This is a genomic window from Marinobacter excellens LAMA 842 (genome assembly GCF_001574445.1).
Taxonomy (GTDB): Bacteria; Pseudomonadota; Gammaproteobacteria; order Pseudomonadales; family Oleiphilaceae; genus Marinobacter; species Marinobacter shengliensis.
Genome location: NZ_LOCO01000004.1, coordinates 129,257 through 146,531, shown reverse-complemented (window position 1 = coordinate 146,531; position 17,275 = coordinate 129,257). Strand labels below are relative to the sequence as shown.

At 56.7% G+C, this 17,275-nt stretch carries 16 protein-coding genes; 3 read left to right on the top strand and 13 right to left on the bottom strand.

What is annotated here, in order from left to right; translation table 11 throughout:
* Positions 1-253: 253 nt before the first annotated feature.
* Positions 254-799, top strand: a complete 546-nt coding sequence (locus J122_RS05565) for a zinc ribbon-containing protein (protein WP_061331555.1) — start codon at positions 254-256, stop codon at positions 797-799.
* Here J122_RS05565 and lnt read toward each other — a convergent pair.
* The 5 genes from lnt to miaB all read right to left on the bottom strand — a co-directional run bounded on the left by lnt (position 789) and on the right by miaB (position 6,515).
* Positions 789-2,315: an apolipoprotein N-acyltransferase gene (gene lnt, locus J122_RS05560; RefSeq protein ID WP_061331645.1), complete on the bottom strand. Its 1,527-nt coding sequence runs from the start codon at positions 2,313-2,315 to the stop codon at positions 789-791. The two genes, J122_RS05565 and lnt, sit on opposite strands and share 11 nt — an antisense overlap.
* 19 nt (positions 2,316-2,334) lie before the next feature.
* Entirely contained in the window at positions 2,335-3,180 is an 846-nt protein-coding gene (locus J122_RS05555; protein ID WP_061331554.1) for an HlyC/CorC family transporter, read from the bottom strand.
* Positions 3,177-3,650 (bottom strand): rRNA maturation RNase YbeY, encoded by a 474-nt coding sequence (ybeY, locus tag J122_RS05550; protein ID WP_061331553.1) that lies wholly within the window; start codon positions 3,648-3,650, stop codon positions 3,177-3,179. Before ybeY ends, J122_RS05555 begins: the two co-directional genes overlap by 4 nt.
* Positions 3,647-4,633 (bottom strand): PhoH family protein, encoded by a 987-nt coding sequence (locus tag J122_RS05545; RefSeq protein ID WP_061331552.1) that lies wholly within the window; start codon positions 4,631-4,633, stop codon positions 3,647-3,649. The genes ybeY and J122_RS05545 overlap by 4 nt, the downstream gene beginning before the upstream one ends.
* Before the next feature lie 535 nt (positions 4,634-5,168).
* Positions 5,169-6,515 carry a tRNA (N6-isopentenyl adenosine(37)-C2)-methylthiotransferase MiaB gene (gene miaB / locus J122_RS05540; protein ID WP_061331551.1) on the bottom strand — a complete coding sequence of 449 codons (1,347 nt, stop codon included), beginning with the start codon at positions 6,513-6,515 and terminating at the stop codon, positions 5,169-5,171.
* A 339-nt stretch (positions 6,516-6,854) separates the two neighbouring features.
* Here miaB and trmH point away from each other — a divergent pair, with 339 nt between their 5' ends.
* Complete coding sequence (gene trmH / locus J122_RS05535) at positions 6,855-7,589, top strand: tRNA (guanosine(18)-2'-O)-methyltransferase TrmH (RefSeq protein ID WP_061331550.1); 735 nt, start codon at positions 6,855-6,857, stop codon at positions 7,587-7,589.
* Here the strand turns inward: trmH and J122_RS05530 are convergent.
* From J122_RS05530 to J122_RS05495, 7 genes are all read right to left on the bottom strand, one after another.
* Positions 7,586-8,068: a hypothetical protein gene (locus J122_RS05530; RefSeq protein WP_061331549.1), complete on the bottom strand. Its 483-nt coding sequence runs from the start codon at positions 8,066-8,068 to the stop codon at positions 7,586-7,588. The genes trmH and J122_RS05530 overlap by 4 nt on opposite strands.
* The gene (locus tag J122_RS05525; RefSeq protein ID WP_061331548.1) at positions 8,065-8,364 is read right to left on the bottom strand and encodes a nucleotidyltransferase domain-containing protein; all 300 of its coding nucleotides are present in this window, start codon (positions 8,362-8,364) and stop codon (positions 8,065-8,067) included. The genes J122_RS05530 and J122_RS05525 overlap by 4 nt, the downstream gene beginning before the upstream one ends.
* A 270-nt stretch (positions 8,365-8,634) precedes the next feature.
* Positions 8,635-9,651 carry a nucleoid-associated protein gene (locus J122_RS05520; RefSeq protein WP_061331547.1) on the bottom strand — a complete coding sequence of 339 codons (1,017 nt, stop codon included), beginning with the start codon at positions 9,649-9,651 and terminating at the stop codon, positions 8,635-8,637.
* A gap of 511 nt (positions 9,652-10,162) precedes the next feature.
* A complete protein-coding gene (locus tag J122_RS22625; protein ID WP_197463815.1) occupies positions 10,163-10,489 on the bottom strand; it encodes an addiction module protein in 327 nt (108 codons plus the stop codon).
* A gap of 75 nt (positions 10,490-10,564) precedes the next feature.
* Entirely contained in the window at positions 10,565-12,223 is a 1,659-nt protein-coding gene (gene cysN / locus J122_RS05505; RefSeq protein ID WP_061331544.1) for a sulfate adenylyltransferase subunit CysN, read from the bottom strand.
* A 1-nt stretch (position 12,224) separates the two neighbouring features.
* On the bottom strand, positions 12,225-13,139 hold the full coding sequence (gene cysD, locus J122_RS05500; RefSeq protein WP_286250991.1) for a sulfate adenylyltransferase subunit CysD: 915 nt from the start codon (positions 13,137-13,139) through the stop codon (positions 12,225-12,227).
* Positions 13,140-13,303: 164 nt separating this feature from the next.
* Complete coding sequence (locus J122_RS05495) at positions 13,304-13,726, bottom strand: PilZ domain-containing protein (protein WP_061331542.1); 423 nt, start codon at positions 13,724-13,726, stop codon at positions 13,304-13,306.
* Positions 13,727-14,032: 306 nt separating this feature from the next.
* On the opposite strand from J122_RS05495, the gene rimO reads away from it, so the two are divergent.
* Positions 14,033-15,373, top strand: a complete 1,341-nt coding sequence (gene rimO / locus J122_RS05490) for a 30S ribosomal protein S12 methylthiotransferase RimO (RefSeq protein ID WP_061331541.1) — start codon at positions 14,033-14,035, stop codon at positions 15,371-15,373.
* A gap of 429 nt (positions 15,374-15,802) precedes the next feature.
* Here rimO and gatB read toward each other — a convergent pair whose 3' ends face one another.
* Complete coding sequence (gene gatB / locus J122_RS05485) at positions 15,803-17,254, bottom strand: Asp-tRNA(Asn)/Glu-tRNA(Gln) amidotransferase subunit GatB (protein WP_061331540.1); 1,452 nt, start codon at positions 17,252-17,254, stop codon at positions 15,803-15,805.
* Positions 17,255-17,275: the final 21 nt, after the last annotated feature.

The window sequence follows — 17,275 nt, the reverse complement described above, 5'->3', positions numbered from 1 at the left end:
AAAAGTACCCTGTGTGAAAATGAGGTTCGAAAGGGCCGAACATTCTAACGCACCCAAGGCTTAACAGGTAGTCTGCCAATTTCGCAGACTTGTGCCAGACTTCCGGTATGGAGGTTATTCGTGGGTTTGGTGCAGGTTGCTGCCGGGGATGGCTTCCCGGGACACGCCGTAAACCCATCCCTGGGGGCTTGAGCGCAGCATCCATGCCACATCCTGACCCTTGCACCACAACTGGAAAACAGGCGGGACGAATATGACAGAACCAGAACGCAATCACCTTTCAGGCAAAGCTCTTGAGGCTTACGACAGAATGCTGGAGCGGGTACAAACCCGTTTGCATGAGCTTCAGGAAACCTCACTTCAGACCCTGGAGGAAGAAGTTCAGAAAGCGGTTGAGTTTGAATACGAACTGGAGGAAATGACCCGTGAGGAAGCCGACCTGCTCGGCGCCTACCTCGAGCGGGACCTGGAGCACCTGCTGAACTTTGTCGAGGAAACCGGTGAGGGGCTGAAAGAATGGTTGCAGCTGGATATCTCGTTACTGGAGCACACCCTGGCGGATCGACTGCTTTCGGTGGCCGACAAAACCCTGGTGGACACCCTGGAACTCAAACAGAAACTGGAGAACCAGGACATAAGCCACTATATCTCGGGCGAAGTGGCCACCGCCGGTATGTTCCGGTGCATGAATTGCAACCACATGGTGTGCCTGACCAAAACCAGCCATTTGCACCCTTGCGAGGCTTGCGGTTCCCATTACTTCGAGCGGGTAACCAGCCGCTGGCCACCTAAGGAGTAGGATTTTTCGGGATTACCCGTTCCCGCACAAACACGATCAGGATCACCGCCAGGGTCAGCACCGGCCAAGAACCGGTCTGCATGTAGGGCGTGCTGCCGGTGGCGGGGAAGACCTCACCGGTCAGTACTGCCCGTTGGAACTGCGGAATCCGTTCGGTGATCTCGCCCTTTTCGTTGATGATCGCGGTAACGCCGTTATTCGTGCCCCTGAGCATATAGCGGCCGGTTTCCAGGGCGCGCATACGGGCCAGTTGAAGGTGTTGCAACGGGCCAATGGAATCACCGAACCAGCCATCGTTGCTGATGGTTAACAACAAGCCGGAGTTACGGGCATTGAAGGCGACAAAGTCCGGATAGGCTACTTCGTAGCAGATGTACGGCATGATGTTGATGCCGTTGGCCACCAGTGGAGACTGGTATTTTGGCCCGGGGGTGAAGCTGCTCATGGGCAGATCGAAAAAGCCAATCAACCCACGCAGGATTCCCTGAAGCGGTACGTATTCGCCAAATGGCACCAGCTTCTGCTTGTGGTAGATGCCTTCACCGCCGCCAATGGCCATGATGCTGTTGTGGAAGGTGAAGTCGTCGATACGATCGCTGTAGCCGTACCAGGGAATGCCGGTGATCAGCGTGCTTTCATCGCCGAGCTCTTCGTGGATGTGATCAAGCACCTTGCCTGCCTGGTCCTGGGGGATCGGTATCGCGGTTTCCGGCCATAAAATAAGATCGCGCTGCCAGTGGGCCTCGGTCATGCCCAGGTACGCCACAATCTGGTCCCGCAGGAAATCCGGGTCCCATTTGATCTGTTGGGGAATGTTGCCTTGCATGGCGGCAAAGGTGACCGGCTGTTCGCTCAGGTCAGTCCAGTCGGCTTGTTTCATGGCCGGCGCGAGGAACCAGGGCAGCAGAGTGAGTACTGCGGTGGCCGCTGCTGATTTGCGGTGCCCGGACAGCACAAGCCACCAGATGGCATAGGCAGACGCACCCGTGACTGCGATCCAGAAGGTGATGCCATGTACGCCTGTGAGGGGGGCCAGACCGCCAAGTGGTCCGTCCGTATGGGCAGTGCCGAGGTATAGCCAGGGAAAGCCTGTAAGTAACCAGCCCCGTAGCCAGTCTCCCAGAACCCAGATGGCCGGAAACAGGAGCAGGCGCCGGATCATGCTTTCTTTGGCCAGTTTGCCCCAGAACCAGAAGGCAAGGCCGTGGAACAGCGCCAGCCCTGCTATAAACAGGACCATCAGCAGGACAGCCACTGGCACTGAGGTGTTCCCGTGCTCGCTGATGCTGATGTAAATCCAGCTTGCGCCCGAACCGAACAGGCCAAGGCCGATAAACCATCCGGCGCGAAACAGTTTTTCTGAGGCCTGGTGGAGTGTTACCAGGACAATCAGAAAAACAGAGAGGGGGCCAAGCCACCACAAATGAAAAGGCGAAAAGGTGAGGGTCTGGAGTGCGCCGGCAATCACCAGGATTGTCGGGCCAAACCAGGGGTGGTCGATAAATCGGAGGCTCAGGGGGTGGCGAAGGCCGGATTCATGATTCACTTCGTGTTACCTGCAACAAACGGATGACTCGGTTATCGGCGTTGGCAATAGTAAACTGCAAGCCGCCGAATTCAACCGTTTCTCCCCGTCTGGGCAGGTGACCAAACTCTTTGAGTACCAGACCGCCGATGGTGTCGAACTCTTCTTCATCCATTACGGTCTCGAAAAATTCGTTGAAGTCTTCAATCGGTGTGACGGCTTTCACGGCGTAGGTGCCGTCGCCACGGGCTTTGATGTGGGTTTCTTCGTCGAAGTCGTGTTCGTCTTCGATCTCGCCCACGATCTGCTCCAGCACGTCCTCGATGGTGATCAGGCCGGCGGTGCCGCCATACTCATCCACCACAATGGCCATGTGGTTGCGGTTTTCCTTGAACTCTTTGAGCAACTGGTTCAACCGTTTGCTTTCGGGCACAAACGTGGGTGGCCGCAGGATCTCCCGGATACTGGTCCAGTTCAGCTCGTTATTGATGGCAAGCGGCAGAAGATCTTTCGCCAGCAGTACGCCAATCACGTCGTCCTGGCTTTCGCCGATGACCGGGAAACGGCTGTGGGCGGATGACATGATTTCCGGCAGGAATTCTTTCGGATCCTGGGAGGCTTTGACGGTGATCATCTGGGAACGGGGGATCATGATCTCATCCACCCGCATGTCGATGACCTGCATGGCACCTTCGATGATGCTCATGGAATCGACGTCAATAATTTCCTGGGACTCTGCGTCCCGAAGTATCTCCAGCACGTCCTCAACGGACTCAGGCCCGCTGGAGAAGGCCTGTGATATACGCTCCAGCCAGGACTTGCCGCCCTGGCTGCGACTCGACTGATCGTCGCTCATGAGTCTGGTTCCGTTTCCTCTGCTTCATAAGGGTTAGCAAATCCAAGCTGCGCAAGCAGCCGGACTTCGAGGGCTTCCATGGCCTCGGCTTCGTTATCTTCAATATGATCGTAGCCCTGAAGGTGCAACATACCGTGCACCACCATATGGGCCCAGTGGGCGACAGGTTCTTTATGCTGTTCCTGCGCTTCCTTTTCAACAACCGGCGCGCAAATCACCAGATCTCCGGCCAATGGCACCGTTATACCCGGTGGTGCTTCAAATGGGAAGGACAAAACATTGGTGGGCTTGTCCTTGCCCCGGTACTGGTGATTCAGGTCCTGACTTTCCTCGTTACCAACAATACGGATCGTCACTTCAGACGGATCCTCGCCCAGCCATGCCTTTTCAGCCCAGACCTGGAACTGTGTTTCGTCGGGTACACCGGTGCTTTCATAAGCTACCTGGAAATCCACGGTCAGTTTGCTCATGGGTTGGTTGAGCCCCCGTCACCGAACGAGTCGTAGGCTTCCACAATGCGCTGAACCAGCGGATGGCGAACCACATCATTTGATTCAAAGCGGGTAAAGCCAATACCGGGGACCTTGCTGAGCACGCTGGCGGCATGAATCAGCCCGGAGTTCTGCCCGCGCGGCAGGTCCACCTGGGTGGTGTCGCCGGTAATCACCGCCGTGGAGCCAAAGCCAATCCGGGTGAGGAACATTTTCATCTGCTCCCGGGTGGTATTCTGGCTTTCGTCCAGAATGATGAACGAGTTATTCAGGGTACGGCCACGCATGAACGCCAGTGGTGCAATCTCGATCACGCTTTTCTCGATCAGTCGGGTTACCTGGTCAAAGCCGAGCATTTCATAGAGCGCGTCGTACAGAGGCCGAAGGTAAGGGTCCACTTTCTGGGCCAGGTCGCCGGGCAGAAAGCCCAGTTTCTCGCCGGCTTCCACCGCCGGGCGTACCAGCAGGATGCGTTTCACCTGTTCGTCTTTCAGTGCCTCTACCGCACAGGCTACGGCCAGCCAGGTCTTGCCGGTACCTGCCGGCCCAATGCCGAAATTGATATCGTGGGTGCGGATGTTATGCACATACTTTTGCTGATTCTGACCACGGGGTTTGGCGGTCAGCTTCGGGGTTTTGATAACCGTTATCTGGCCTTCGTCGTAGGGCACGTCATCCGGCAGGCGCTCCAGGCCGGTTTCGCGGATAAACAGGTGCACGGTATCCGGTGGAATATCTTCGCTGGCTTCGGTTTCCCGGTACAGGTGCCGGATGACTTCGGTGGCGGCGGCGACGTTTTCGGTGTGACCTTCCACCCGGAAGTGGTGTCCACGCCGGCCGACTTTTACCTGCAGGCGCTTTTCAATCATCTTCAGGTGTTCGTCAAACTGGCCGCACAGGGTCGCCAGCCGACGCTGGTTTACCGGGTGCAGGTCAAATTGTCTGGTATCGTGAGTGTTCAATCTTGCTCCGTTTCGTTGGATCTTCCCCGCTCATTTGGGAGCTGAATTCGGGGGAGTTCGCTGCTTGATTCTGGTGTTTGGCTGAAGGGCTGGTGAGGCTTTCCAAAAAACGCCCGCAAGTACATCCGTGTAGGGCTTCGTCGCGCCGTCCCTGGCGCTCCAGATTTTTGGAAAGCCTCACCAGCCCTTCGCCTGTCTGACTAATGTGCAGGCCGGCTGTGTGAAAAACAAGAGTGTGTAGCCCAAGAAGTTTGGCCAGGGCGCCAGGAAGTCACTAGCAATGGTTCGCATGCTACTGCCAAGGCCAGCAAGTGAGTAGTCAGGTGTTCCCCACAAAAATCGGGAGTGGATAGTCATTTATCCGGCATGCCATCGAGAAGTTTGCCGGTGACAGGGTGAGGTTGCCTCCCAAAAATCTGGAGCGCCAGGGAAGGCGCGACGAAGCCCTACACGGACGTACTTGCGGGGCGTTTTTTGGGAGGCACCCTCACCCTGTCACCAAGCCCCCAAAACCAGAAACCATGGGAGCCAAAGCTCAGTAAAACTCAGAACCAACAGGCACACCGCGAAGTGAGTTGGCGTAGGCCTCGACGATTTCCACGTCGATGAAATGCCCAACCACCTCAGGATTCTCGTGGCGGAAGTTAACGATGCGGTTGTTCTCGGTGCGGCCAGCGTACTCGCCAGGGTCTTTCTTGGACAGTCCGGTCACCAGAATCCGCTGGGTAGAGCCCACCATCTTGCGGCTGATATCCATGACGTTCTGGTTCAGTCGATCCTGCAGAATGCTCAGGCGCTGTTTCTTGACCTCCATCGGCGTATCGTCCGGCAGGTCAGAGGCCGGCGTACCCGGACGGGCGCTGTAGATGAAGCTGAAGGACATGTCGAAGCCGATGTCGTTGATCAGCTTCATGGTGTCCTCAAAATCCTTATCGGTTTCACCCGGGAAGCCGATGATGAAGTCGGAGGAGAAGCTGATGTCCGGGCGGATCTTGCGCAGGCGGCGGAGTTTGGATTTGTACTCCAGCGCTGTATGGCCGCGCTTCATGGCCGCGAGGATGCGGTCGGAGCCGCTCTGTACCGGCAGGTGCAGGTGGCTGACCAGTTCCGGTACCCGCTCGTAGACTTCGATCAGGGCGTCGCTGAACTCCACCGGATGGGAGGTGGTGTAGCGGATGCGGTCGATGCCGTCGATGGTGGCGATCACTTCGATCAGTTCTGCCAGGTCCATCTGGTCGCCGTCGTGGGTGTCGCCGCGGTAGGCGTTGACGTTCTGGCCCAGCAGGTTCACTTCCCGAACGCCCTGGGCGGCCAGATGGGCCACTTCGGCGATGACATCGTCCACCGGGCGGCTGACTTCTTCGCCGCGGGTGTAGGGCACCACGCAGAAGGTGCAGTACTTGCTGCAGCCTTCCATGATGGAGACAAACGCAGAGGGGCCGTCGGCGCCGGGCTCGGGCAGGTTGTCGAACTTCTCGATTTCCGGGAAGCTGACGTCGACCACGCCTACGCCGTTACCCTTGGTGCGCACTTCGGTGATCATGTCTGGCAGGCGGTGCAGGGTTTGCGGGCCGAAGACCATGTCTACGTAAGGGGCCCGGTCGAGGATGGCCTGGCCTTCCTGGCTGGCGACGCAGCCGCCGACGCCGATGATCATATCGGGCTTTTTGCTTTTGAGACGTTTCCAGCGGCCGAGCTGGTGGAACACTTTCTCCTGGGCTTTTTCGCGGATGGAGCAGGTGTTCAGCAGCAGGATGTCGGCGTCATCCGGGGTGTCGGTCATTTCAACCGCTTCGCCGGTTTTGAGCAGGTCTGCCATGCGGGCAGAGTCGTACTCGTTCATTTGGCAGCCGTGGGTTTTGATGAACAGCTTCTTGGCCATGGGTCTCACGTAGTTTGGTGTGTTGGCGCCGGGGTGGTGTGGGGCGCTGACAAAAATGGACTGCACATTATAACGGGGTGCTTAAACATCAACCACCGTTGTCTCGGGTTTTGCTGTGTTATCATCTTCGCCCTTTTTGTTCGGGTGAAAGAAGGGTTGTGGCAGTGGCTTTCCAAAACACGCTGTGAATACTTCCCTGTACGCTCTGCTCCGCCATCCATGGCTCCGCAAGGTTTTGGAAAGCCACTGCCACAACCCTCCCCGAACATAAGTGCTGGATTCCACGCAAAGTGAGACATGGTGTGGGTCTGGCGAAATCGCAATAGAGTGAACGAAACGATGACCCCCGAACGCCTCGCCCGAATCAAACAAGTCCTCAACACCCGCCAACCCGACCTGCGGGTGTTGACGGATCAGGTGCACAAACCCAGAAACCTGTCGGCCATCATCCGGTCCTGCGATGCCTTTGGCCTGGCCAATATGCACGTGGTCTGGCCCAAGGAGGGTTTTCGGGCATTTCGTAAGACAGCCGGTGGCAGCTTTCATTGGGTAACAACCCACACCCATCCCACCATGGATAATGCCGTCACCGAGCTCAAAGCGCAGGGCCACAAGCTCTATGCCGCGCAGTTGTCAGACCGGGCGGTGGATTTTCGGGAGGTGGATTACACCGTGCCGTGCACCATTATCATGGGTAACGAAGTGGATGGTGTGAACCCGGTGACCGCCGAGCAGGCGGATGAGCATATTGTGATTCCGATGATGGGGATGGTGGAGTCGCTGAATGTGTCTTCAGCCTGTTCGATTATCCTTTCCGAGGCCCAGCGTCAGCGGAAGCTGGCGGGTATGTTTGACCAGCGGCGGATGCCGGATGAGGAATACAACCGCCTGCTGTTCTGCTGGTGCCAGCCGACGGTTAAGCGCTACTGCGACGACCGCAATCTGCCGTATCCGCCAATCGACCACGAAACCGGCGAACTGATCGACGGGGTAGGGTGGATGCAGGAAGTCAGAAAGCTGAGAGCAAATCGACCCCGGTGGGATGACCAACCGGAGAATATTGACGCCAGCTAGTGTTTATGGACCAATACTCCGACTTGCTTCTCGAGCTCGCTGGCAAGTTGTGTCAGCACGCTGATCTTGGAGTGCGCCGTGGTCAGTGCATCAAATAATGTCTGAGCGTTCTCGATGTACTCGTGGATCATTTGGTTGCGCAATTGCCGGATTGCAATCCACTGTTCAGAAGATCCAAGCCAGCCATACTTCTCAGCTTTTTCGAGGTTGAATAGCAGTGCCTGTTTTGGTTCGCCCAGGGCAATCAACAACGCGGGAAGTAGTTTATCTCCCAGAGTGTCTTGCAGACGGCAAAAGCGGCTGGTGAAGGCTTCGACCTTCATGGCCAGCTCCGGGTTTGAGTCCAGCTTTTCAACAGATTGAAAGGGTAAGCCCGGATCAAAGACCTGTTGCGCAGCGTAGTTCAGGTGCTTGATTTCCTTTTCAATTACTCGGCTCAAAAATCGGAGCCTTTCCTGTGTTTCTGGTGATACTTTCACAGAGCAATTCCTTGTGCCCGGGCAATCTGGTGAATTACGGCTCGCTCAAGATTTGGAGCATCCAATAGAACATCAATCTTTCGGTCACCTAGCTGTTTGATGATTTTCGCCTGAAGTCTGGCCACATACCAGGCAGGGTGGTCTGCGACTTCGTCGATAGTGACCAGCAGGTCGATGTCGCCCCCTCTGGCTGTGTCATCGGCGCGCGATCCAAACAGGGTCACTCTGGCGTCCGGGCCAAAAATCTCCCTGACCGAGGCCTTGATAACAAGTACTTCTTCAGACGTTAACCTCACCGTGATGCGCCCCTTGTTAACTCCGTCAATATCTAATCATGGAGACAAGCATAGACTTTCCCGATCAGACTGACCATCTTCGTAGTGTTCCACATAGAAGCCGAAACCTAAGCGTTCAGAATGGAGCAATGCCGGTGCGGGGTGGGTGAAGCTTTTTTCTGCCGGAAAAAGATGTCTGAGCGAAGCGAGTTGTTTTTCCAAAGAAAAAAGCTTCACCCACCCCGCGACCCGCCCCCATAACCGGCAGGCTACGAAAACGATGCCAACTCCTCAGTCCTCGCGAGCCTCCAGATACCGCTGCAACTGCTCCCGCAAAGCCTTGGGCAGTCGGGTGATGGTCAAGGCATCTTTGTCACGGTCGTAGTACACCGCCTGGTTCACCAGATCTGAAGAGAATGACACACTCATACCTCCACCAGAGCCGGCAATACGCACCAGTTTCTTGACCTTGCGATGGTCCGGGTGCAGCACGCCGGTTTCGGGCATTTCCGCGTTCTTGCTGGCGAATTCCTTGAAACGCTCGGGCTGGCTTTCGTCCAGGTAGTTGGACAGGGCCTCGATGGCCACAGGCTCGCCCAGGGCATGCTGGTCTTTGCAGAACTCGTAGGCTTTGGCACGGACTTCACCGGCTTTTTCCGGTTCGCTGGATTTGGCGAAGGCTTCCACCGCGTCCAGGAAGGTCATGGTTTCCTTTTCCACATCCACGCTGTTGGTGAAGGCGCAAAGGCGAAGGAATAGCTCGCCGGGGTCTCCGGTGCCGCGGGCATGGACCACGGTCATGTAGTTATCGCTGGTGTTCTCGTTGCGCCACTCATCCAGCTCGATTCGAACCGCCAGGTTCAGGCGTGACAGGCTCAACACGTCCGTTGAGTCCAGTTTCTGGCTGCCGTCAAAACGCATGGCGCCGTCGGTTTCGAGGATGAACAGGTACACCACTTCCGAATCTGCCAGGGCGTCATGCACCACCATCAGGTGGCCGTCGAATTCCTCCTGGCTGCCGTTGAGTAGTTCCTGCCATTGGCCGAACAGGCGGTCGGTCATGGCGGCGAAGGTTTGTTTGTCTTCCAGGTAGTCTTTGAGCCAGGCGCTGAAGGGGCATTCGCCGATGTCGTCCGAGAAGCGGCCGTATTTCTTGCCGGGTTTGCTGTTGAACAGGCGCTTCATCTGTTTGTGCAGGGCTTCGTAATCGCCACCGGGCTCCTGCAGGGCTTCGCCGGCAACAAGGCGGGCGGGCTGGCCCGGCTGGTACTGGCTGGCGAAGGCGGTGCGCAGGTGTTTGATGGCCATGGTGTTCAGCTCCTGTGGTTAACTCTGGTGGCGGGGGATTTTGCCATGGATTGGTGTGGGATTCATTTTTAGCTTTCCAGATTGGGGGCAGGTCGCGGGGTGGTGGTTTATTTTTCTTTGGAAAAACAACTCGCTTCGCTCAGACATCTTTTTCCGGCAGAAAAATAAACCACCACCCCGCGACCGGCATATCCTTGTCCTGGTTTCGATGGCTATCTTTTGAGGTGTTGGGCTGTATTTGCAGGATTTTTTCGTGTGTCGAGAACGGCGCGAACATCGACGAATGTTTCGTCAACTTTGTAATAAATAACAAAAGGGAAGCGTTTTGCGGGGCTCGCGTAGTGGCCAAAATGCCGCTGATGGAGTCCACCAAAGAATTCGAGTGACTCTATATCAGTAAGGATTGAATCGAAGAAATATCTGCCGAGTCCGTACTCAATTTGGTTGTAGAAGCTTACAGCGTTGTCGATGTCCTGAAGTGCTCCGTCCGTGAGCCTTACTTCCCTGTGTTTCATCGCCGTGGACCACGTTCCTTCAAGGCTGCAAGCGAGGTGTATTGAGTTTTACTTTCTTCAACGGCTTGGGCGCGTTCTGCGAGTACCCTGCCATGCCATTCGGGCGGCTCGGGCATGCAGTTGTTTACCGTCAAAGATTGCCAAAGCTGTTCCATAGCCTGAACCTTCTCAAGGTCGGTCATCTGATTAATAGCAGCCATCCTTCCGCTCCATACCTGAAAACTATCTTTCAGTGTACCACTCCAAATCTCTGTCGGCGCCGGGGTGGGGGAGGGTTTTTCTGCCGGAAAAAGATGTCTGAGCGAAGCGAGTTGTTTTTCCAAAGAAAAATTCTCCCCCACCCCGGCAAGCCCGCCCGCCAAGGTAGGGGAATCAGTGCAAGCGGCCAATCTCAGACCTCAGACCCGCTGACTCCGAGCCAACTCCTGCAGAAGCCCCGCAACGGCAGCCGGAATATCCGCCTCCGAATCAGCTGAAACGCTGGCATTGGCAATGTCAGACCCGAGGTTTACGGCCACAGCCACCAGGCCGTGGGAGGTCAGCAGCTGGGCTACGCGGCGGCGTTCGTCGGCGTCACCGGTGTTTTCTTCAGTCACCACGACCGCCGTCTTGCCTTGGTCAAACAGCGCCCGCTCCACGGCCAGGGCCAGTTGCGGGGCCTGCTTGCCGGTGCAGGCGATGATCGCCGGCTTCTGCGCCAGGCGGCGCTCGCGCTCTTCCACTGTAACCGGGTCCAGGGAATCCAGGCCATCGGTCAGGCCTGCAATCATGCCGGCGCCAACGGTTACGTTGGTCAGCCGGTCGATGACGATGAAGCTGCCAGTGGCGTGGTTGCGCTGGTAGGCGTCAAACGCGATGGGCTGGTTCAGGGTCAGCTCGCACAGGCCGATTTCATTCAGCTGAAGCTGGCTTGGGTTCGGGTTCTGCTCCAGGGTGTTTACGTCGGTTTGGTGATGAATGCTCTTCACCGTACCAGAGGTAAACGTGGGCCCCAGCTTGATGTCGTAGAGGCGGCCGGTTTCCAGCGGCGCGTCGGTCATCCACACAATGTTGGCATTGAACCGGTTGTGCACCTCGGGCTCGTCTTCTGCCTTTACCAGCATATCCCCGCGACTGATGTCGATTTCATCTTCCAGGGTCAGGGTGACCGCCTGGTCGATGTAGGCCTCGCTCAGGTTGCCGTCGAAGGTGACGATTTCCTTGACCTTACTGGTGCGGCGTGAGGGCAGGGCCATCACCGTGTCGCCCGGGCGAATAACGCCCGAGGCGATAGTGCCACAGAAGCCCCGGAAGTTCAGGTTGGGGCGGGTGACATATTGCACAGGGAAGCGGAAGTGTTCCAGGTTCTTGTCCCGGGAAACTTCCACAGTTTCCAGGATTTCCATCAGCGGCTGGCCGGTAAACCAGGGCGTGTTGTCGCTCTTGTTCACCACGTTGTCGCCATCCAGGGCGGAAATCGGCACAAAACGGATATCTTTCAGGCCCAATTTGTTGGCGAACGCCAGGTAGTCTTCACGGATCTCGTTAAAGCGATCTTCACTGAAGTCCACCAGGTCCATCTTGTTTACCGCTACCACAATGTGGCGAATGCCCAGCAAGGAGGCGATGAAGGAGTGCCGGCGGGTCTGGGTCATCACGCCGTGGCGGGCATCAATCATCAGGATCGCCAGTTGCGCGGTGGAGGCGCCGGTGGCCATGTTACGGGTGTACTGCTCATGGCCCGGGGTGTCGGCGATGATGAATTTGCGCTTGTCGGTGCTGAAATAGCGGTACGCCACGTCAATGGTGATGCCCTGTTCCCGTTCGGCCTGCAGGCCGTCCACCAGCAGGGCCAGGTCCAGCTTCTCACCGGTGGTGCCCATCTTGGCGCTGTCAGTCTTCAGGCTTGCCATATGATCTTCGTAGATCATCTTGGTGTCGTGCAGCAGCCGGCCAATCAGTGTGCTCTTGCCGTCATCCACGCTGCCGCAGGTGAGCAGGCGCAGGAGTTCCTTGTTCTCGTGCTGCTTCAGGTAAGCCAGAATATCATCGGCGATCAAATCAGACTGGTGTGACATATCAGAAGTACCCTTCCCGCTTTTTCTGTTCCATGGAGCCGGCTGAATCGTGGTCAATGACCCTTCCTTGCCGCTCTGAGCTGGTGGCCAGCAGCATTTCCTGGATGATGTCGGGCAGGGTGTTGGCCTCGGATTCAATGGCGCCGGTCAGCGGGTAGCAGCCCAGCGTACGGAAGCGCACTGACTTCATCATAGGCTTCTCGCCTTCTTTCAGCGGCATGCGGTCGTCGTCCACCATAATCAGGGTGCCATCGCGTTCTACCACTGGTCTCACCGCCGCGTAATACAGCGGTACGATATCGATGTTTTCAAGGTAGATGTACTGCCAGATATCCAGCTCGGTCCAGTTGGAGAGCGGGAACACACGAATGCTCTCGCCTTTGTTAACCTTGCCGTTGTAGATGTTCCAGAGCTCCGGGCGCTGGTTCTTCGGGTCCCACCGGTGGTGCTCGTCGCGGAAGGAGTATACCCGCTCCTTGGCGCGGGATTTTTCCTCATCCCGGCGGGCGCCCCCGAATGCGGCGTCGAACTTGTACTTGTTCAGGGCCTGCTTCAGGGACTGGGTTTTCATGATGTCGGTGTGCTTGGCGCTGCCGTGGGTGAAGGGTCCGACACCCTGCTTCACGCCTTCTTCGTTGATGTGCACAATCAGGTCGAGGTCAAACTTCTCCGCCACGTTGTCCCGGAACGAAATCATCTCTCGGAATTTCCATGTGGTATCAACATGCAGTAACGGAAAAGGCAGCTTCCCAGGGTAGAAGGCCTTCAGGGCAAGGTGCAGCATCACGGCAGAATCTTTGCCGATAGAATAGAGCATGACCGGGTTGTCGAACTCGGCCGCCACTTCCCGGATTATGTGGATGCTTTCGGCTTCCAGCTGTTTGAGATGAGTGAGGTTGTATGTGGTCATGGTCATCCATTGCCGCAGGGGCTGTGTGATGGCTGTAAATCGGTTGACCAACTATATCAGGCGGCGGCAGGGTATAAGAAGATTTCTGGTAAGAATTTTAAGTTCTAATAATATGGCGCCGAACCCAACGTGCCGGGGACTCCGGGCGTGCTGAGCCGGTGTCGGTGGTTTCAGTGGGTGTCGTAATTCGCTGTTCGGGCGTCAGACAGCAGTTTGGCAACATAGCGGTCGATGTAATCAAACCCGTTGCCCTCAAATTCACTGAACTGGATACCTATCTGGAATTCATTTCGGGAGATGCGCCGCATATGCACGATATTGCCATCTGCAAGCACAGTGACTGGTTGCGTTGGAAGCACAGGCACGGTGAAACGGGTTTTCACGCCAATCCAGTGACCGGGGGCCGGCGCACGCATGCCGGGAATGAGCTGTTGAACAACGTCCTGATCACAGGAAATCATAACACCGGCACGTGACAGGTTAGAGACCTTGCAGGTCAGGCAGCAGCCGTCGCTTTTCTCAACAGTAATCTCGGTCGACACATCGACTCGCTGCTGATTTCTGAGATTCTGTTTAGCGGGTGCAGGTTTCATTTTAATTTTTCTGGCGCGAGTAGTATCGAACGACGTTGCCTTTCCCATAATTGCCTTCCAGAAGAACGCTTAAGCGCTTGAAATTGTAGCTGCTTAAAAAGTGATCAGCAAGGTAAGTGCGTATATTGTTGCAGCTTTATTAAAACTTTCTGAACACGGCGTCACATTTTGGTGCGTCATTTCGCGTTTGTACGTGTTTTTTGGTGGCATATGTGGGAAGTGCAGAGCTGCAGATGATATCCCAGTGAGTTAAAATCGCCGCCTACACACATTTGGAGCCAGGCTCCGGGATTCCTGCGGAACTTTATGACCGAGAAAATACAAGACACTGCTCAGGGCGGAAAAGTTGGCTTTATCAGCCTGGGGTGCCCCAAAGCCCTGGTAGACTCAGAGCGTATCCTGACTCAATTGCGGCTGGATGGTTACGAGGTCGTGCCCACCTACAACGATGCCGACATTGTGGTGGTTAACACCTGTGGTTTTATCGATGCGGCCAAGCAGGAATCCCTGGATGCCATCGGCGAAGCCATCAGCGAAAACGGCAAGGTGATTGTGACCGGTTGTATGGGCGTGGAAGCGGAGAAGATTCGCGAGACCCATCCAGGTGTGCTGGCGGTCTCTGGTCCTCAGGCCTATGAAGAAGTTGTGGGAGCGGTACACCAGTATGTACCGCCGAAGAAAGACCACGACCCATTCGTGGATCTGGTACCCCCGCAGGGCATCAAGCTTACGCCAAGGCACTATGCCTACCTGAAGATATCCGAAGGCTGTAACCACAGCTGTACCTTCTGCATCATCCCGGACATGCGCGGCAAACTGGTTAGTCGCCCGATCGGTGATGTGATGGATGAGGCGAAACGACTGGTAGACGCTGGCGTTAAAGAGCTGCTGGTGATCTCCCAGGACACCTCCGCCTACGGTGTGGATATCAAATACCGCACCGGTTTCTGGCAGGGCCGCCCGGTGAAAACCAAGATGCAGTCCCTATGTGAGGCTCTGGGTGAGATGGGCGTATGGGTTCGCTTGCACTACGTCTATCCGTACCCCCATGTGGACGACATCATCCCGCTGATGGCTGAAGGCAAGATCCTGCCGTACCTGGACATCCCGTTCCAGCACGCCAGCCCGAAAGTGCTCAAGGCCATGAAGCGCCCGGCCCACGACAGCAAGACCCTGGAGCGCATCAAGACATGGCGTGAAATCTGTCCGGAACTGACCATTCGCTCGACCTTTATTGTCGGCTTCCCCGGTGAAACTGAGGAAGATTTCCAGTATCTGCTGGATTGGCTGGACGAGGCGCAATTGGACCGCGTGGGTGCCTTTACCTACAGCCCGGTTGAAGGCGCCAGGGCCAATGAGCTGGAAGGTGCCGTACCGGAAGAGGTCAAGGAAGAGCGGCTGGCCCGCTTTATGGCGAAACAGGCCGAGATCTCAGCTGCCCGCTTGCAGGCGAAAATCGGCAGGACGATTGACGTGCTCATCGACGAGATTGATGAAGAGGGTGCGATTGGTCGTTCGAAGGCGGATGCGCCGGAGATTGATGGCATGGTTTACCTGAACGACGAAACCGACCTGGTCCCTGGCCAGATTGTGCAGGCTGTTGTAGAGCACGCCGACGAACATGACCTTTGGGCTCGCTTGGTCTGACTTCTGTCGCGGTTTTTGGGCTTCGGCCCTAGCCTGCCAGTTTGGGAGCAGGACGTGTTTGGTGGCCCTTCCCAAAAAACGCTACGAGCACATCCATGTGCGCTTCGCTCCGGCCATCCATGGCCTCCGAGATTTTTGGGAAGGGCCACCAAACACGCCCTCCCAGCCTTGGCGGGTATAGTCTAGAAGTGCTTTTGCTGTCTTGGGGGCGGTCGCAGGCAGATTGTGTGTCTTCACGATGACACCTCCGCAGTTGGGGTGCCTTGGCGGGTAGAACCTCCCAAAAATCTGGAGCGCCAGGGATGGCGCGACGAAGCCCTACAGGGACGTATTCACGGGCGTTTTTTGGGAGGTTCTACCCGCCAAGGCAGTTCCTCCCAATCCCGAAGGCTAGGGCCGAAACAAAATGGCCCACACCAAAGCCAAAACTTAACCACCAAGCTTGCGAACAAGAATCTCGTTGAACAGTTTGGGATTGCCTTGGCCCTTGGACGCTTTCATCAAAGGCCCCATGAAACCGCCAAGCATCTTCTTGCGCTTCTTAGGATCTTCCTCGCCCTGATATTGGGCCACCTGATCTGGCATACCGTCCAGCACCTCGTCGACCATGGCTTCCAGAGCGCCTGTATCGGAGACCTGCTTCAGCCCCTTGGCGTCGATGATCGCATCTACGTCGTCGTTCTCACCTGACCACAAGGCTTCAAAGACCTTCTTCGCCCCGGCAGAGGAAACCGTGTTGTCGGCAATGCGGGTGACCAGTGCGCCCAGTTGTGCGCCTGAAATCGGAGCTTCGGCCACAGATTTCTCATCGGCATTCAGGCGGGCGGAGAATTCGCCCTGAATCCAGTTGGCAGCCAGCTTGGCGTCTTTGCCGTGTTCCACGGTTTCCTCGAAAAACGCAGACAACTTCGCGTCGCCAGACAGCACGCCGGCATCGTAGTCGTTCAGGCCGTATTGCTCCTTGAAGCGGGCCTTGCGGGCATCGGGCAGTTCCGGCAGGCGGGCGCGGGCGTCTTCGATGAAGGCGTCGTCAATTTCTACCGGCAACAGGTCAGGGCAGGGGAAGTAGCGGTAGTCGTTGGCTTCTTCCTTGGTGCGCATGGACCGGGACTCGTCCCGGTCGCCATTGTACAGGCGGGTTTCCTGCACAATGCGGCCGCCATCCTCCAGGATATCCATCTGCCGCTCTACTTCATGGGCGATGGCCTGCTCCATGAACCGGAAGGAGTTCAGGTTCTTGGTTTCCGTGCGGGTGCCCAGGGTGTCAGAGCCTTTCGGCTTCAGGGAGATGTTCACATCAAAGCGCATGGAGCCCTGAGACATATCGCCATCACAGATCCCCAGCGAAGTCACCAGGCTATGGAGCTTCTTGGCGAAGGCTACGGCTTCGTCGGCGCTGTTCATGTCAGGCTCTGTCACCACCTCGATCAGCGGCGTGCCGGCCCGGTTCAGGTCAATGCCGGACATGCCGTGGTAATCCTCGTGCAGGGATTTACCGGCGTCTTCTTCCAGGTGCGCGTGGTGAATGCGTACCCGTTTGGTGCTGCCGTCGGCCAGGTCGATGTCCACATAGCCGGGGCCGACAATCGGCTGGGCCAGCTGGGTGGTCTGGTAGCCCTTTGGCAGATCCGGGTAGAAGTAGTTTTTGCGCTCGAAGACCGAGCGGCGGCCGATTTCGGCGTTGGTGGCCAGGCCGAACATCACCGCATAACGGAAGGCCTGTTCATTGGGTACCGGCAGGGTACCGGGCATGGCCAGGTCAACGGCGTTGGCCTGGGTGTTGGGCTCGGCACCGTAGGCGGTGCTGGAGCCGGAGAAAATCTTGGTCTGGGTGGCGAGCTGAACGTGAATTTCCAGCCCGATCACGATATCCCACTGCATGTGTTCGTCTCCTAATCCGGG

Excerpts from the sequence above, each read along its gene's own strand:
- rimO (WP_061331541.1), top strand. The coding sequence starts at position 14,033 with ATGACCGAGAAAATACAAGACACTGCTCAGGGCGGAAAAGTTGGCTTT.
- cysN (WP_061331544.1), bottom strand. The coding sequence starts at position 12,223 with ATGTCACACCAGTCTGATTTGATCGCCGATGATATTCTGGCTTACCTG.
- J122_RS05520 (WP_061331547.1), bottom strand. The coding sequence starts at position 9,651 with ATGGCCATCAAACACCTGCGCACCGCCTTCGCCAGCCAGTACCAGCCG.
- ybeY (WP_061331553.1), bottom strand. The coding sequence starts at position 3,650 with ATGAGCAAACTGACCGTGGATTTCCAGGTAGCTTATGAAAGCACCGGT.
- J122_RS05565 (WP_061331555.1), top strand. The coding sequence starts at position 254 with ATGACAGAACCAGAACGCAATCACCTTTCAGGCAAAGCTCTTGAGGCT.
- J122_RS05555 (WP_061331554.1), bottom strand. The coding sequence starts at position 3,180 with ATGAGCGACGATCAGTCGAGTCGCAGCCAGGGCGGCAAGTCCTGGCTG.
- gatB (WP_061331540.1), bottom strand. The coding sequence starts at position 17,254 with ATGCAGTGGGATATCGTGATCGGGCTGGAAATTCACGTTCAGCTCGCC.
- J122_RS05495 (WP_061331542.1), bottom strand. The coding sequence starts at position 13,726 with ATGAAACCTGCACCCGCTAAACAGAATCTCAGAAATCAGCAGCGAGTC.
- trmH (WP_061331550.1), top strand. The coding sequence starts at position 6,855 with ATGACCCCCGAACGCCTCGCCCGAATCAAACAAGTCCTCAACACCCGC.
- cysD (WP_286250991.1), bottom strand. The coding sequence starts at position 13,139 with ATGACCATGACCACATACAACCTCACTCATCTCAAACAGCTGGAAGCC.
- miaB (WP_061331551.1), bottom strand. The coding sequence starts at position 6,515 with ATGGCCAAGAAGCTGTTCATCAAAACCCACGGCTGCCAAATGAACGAG.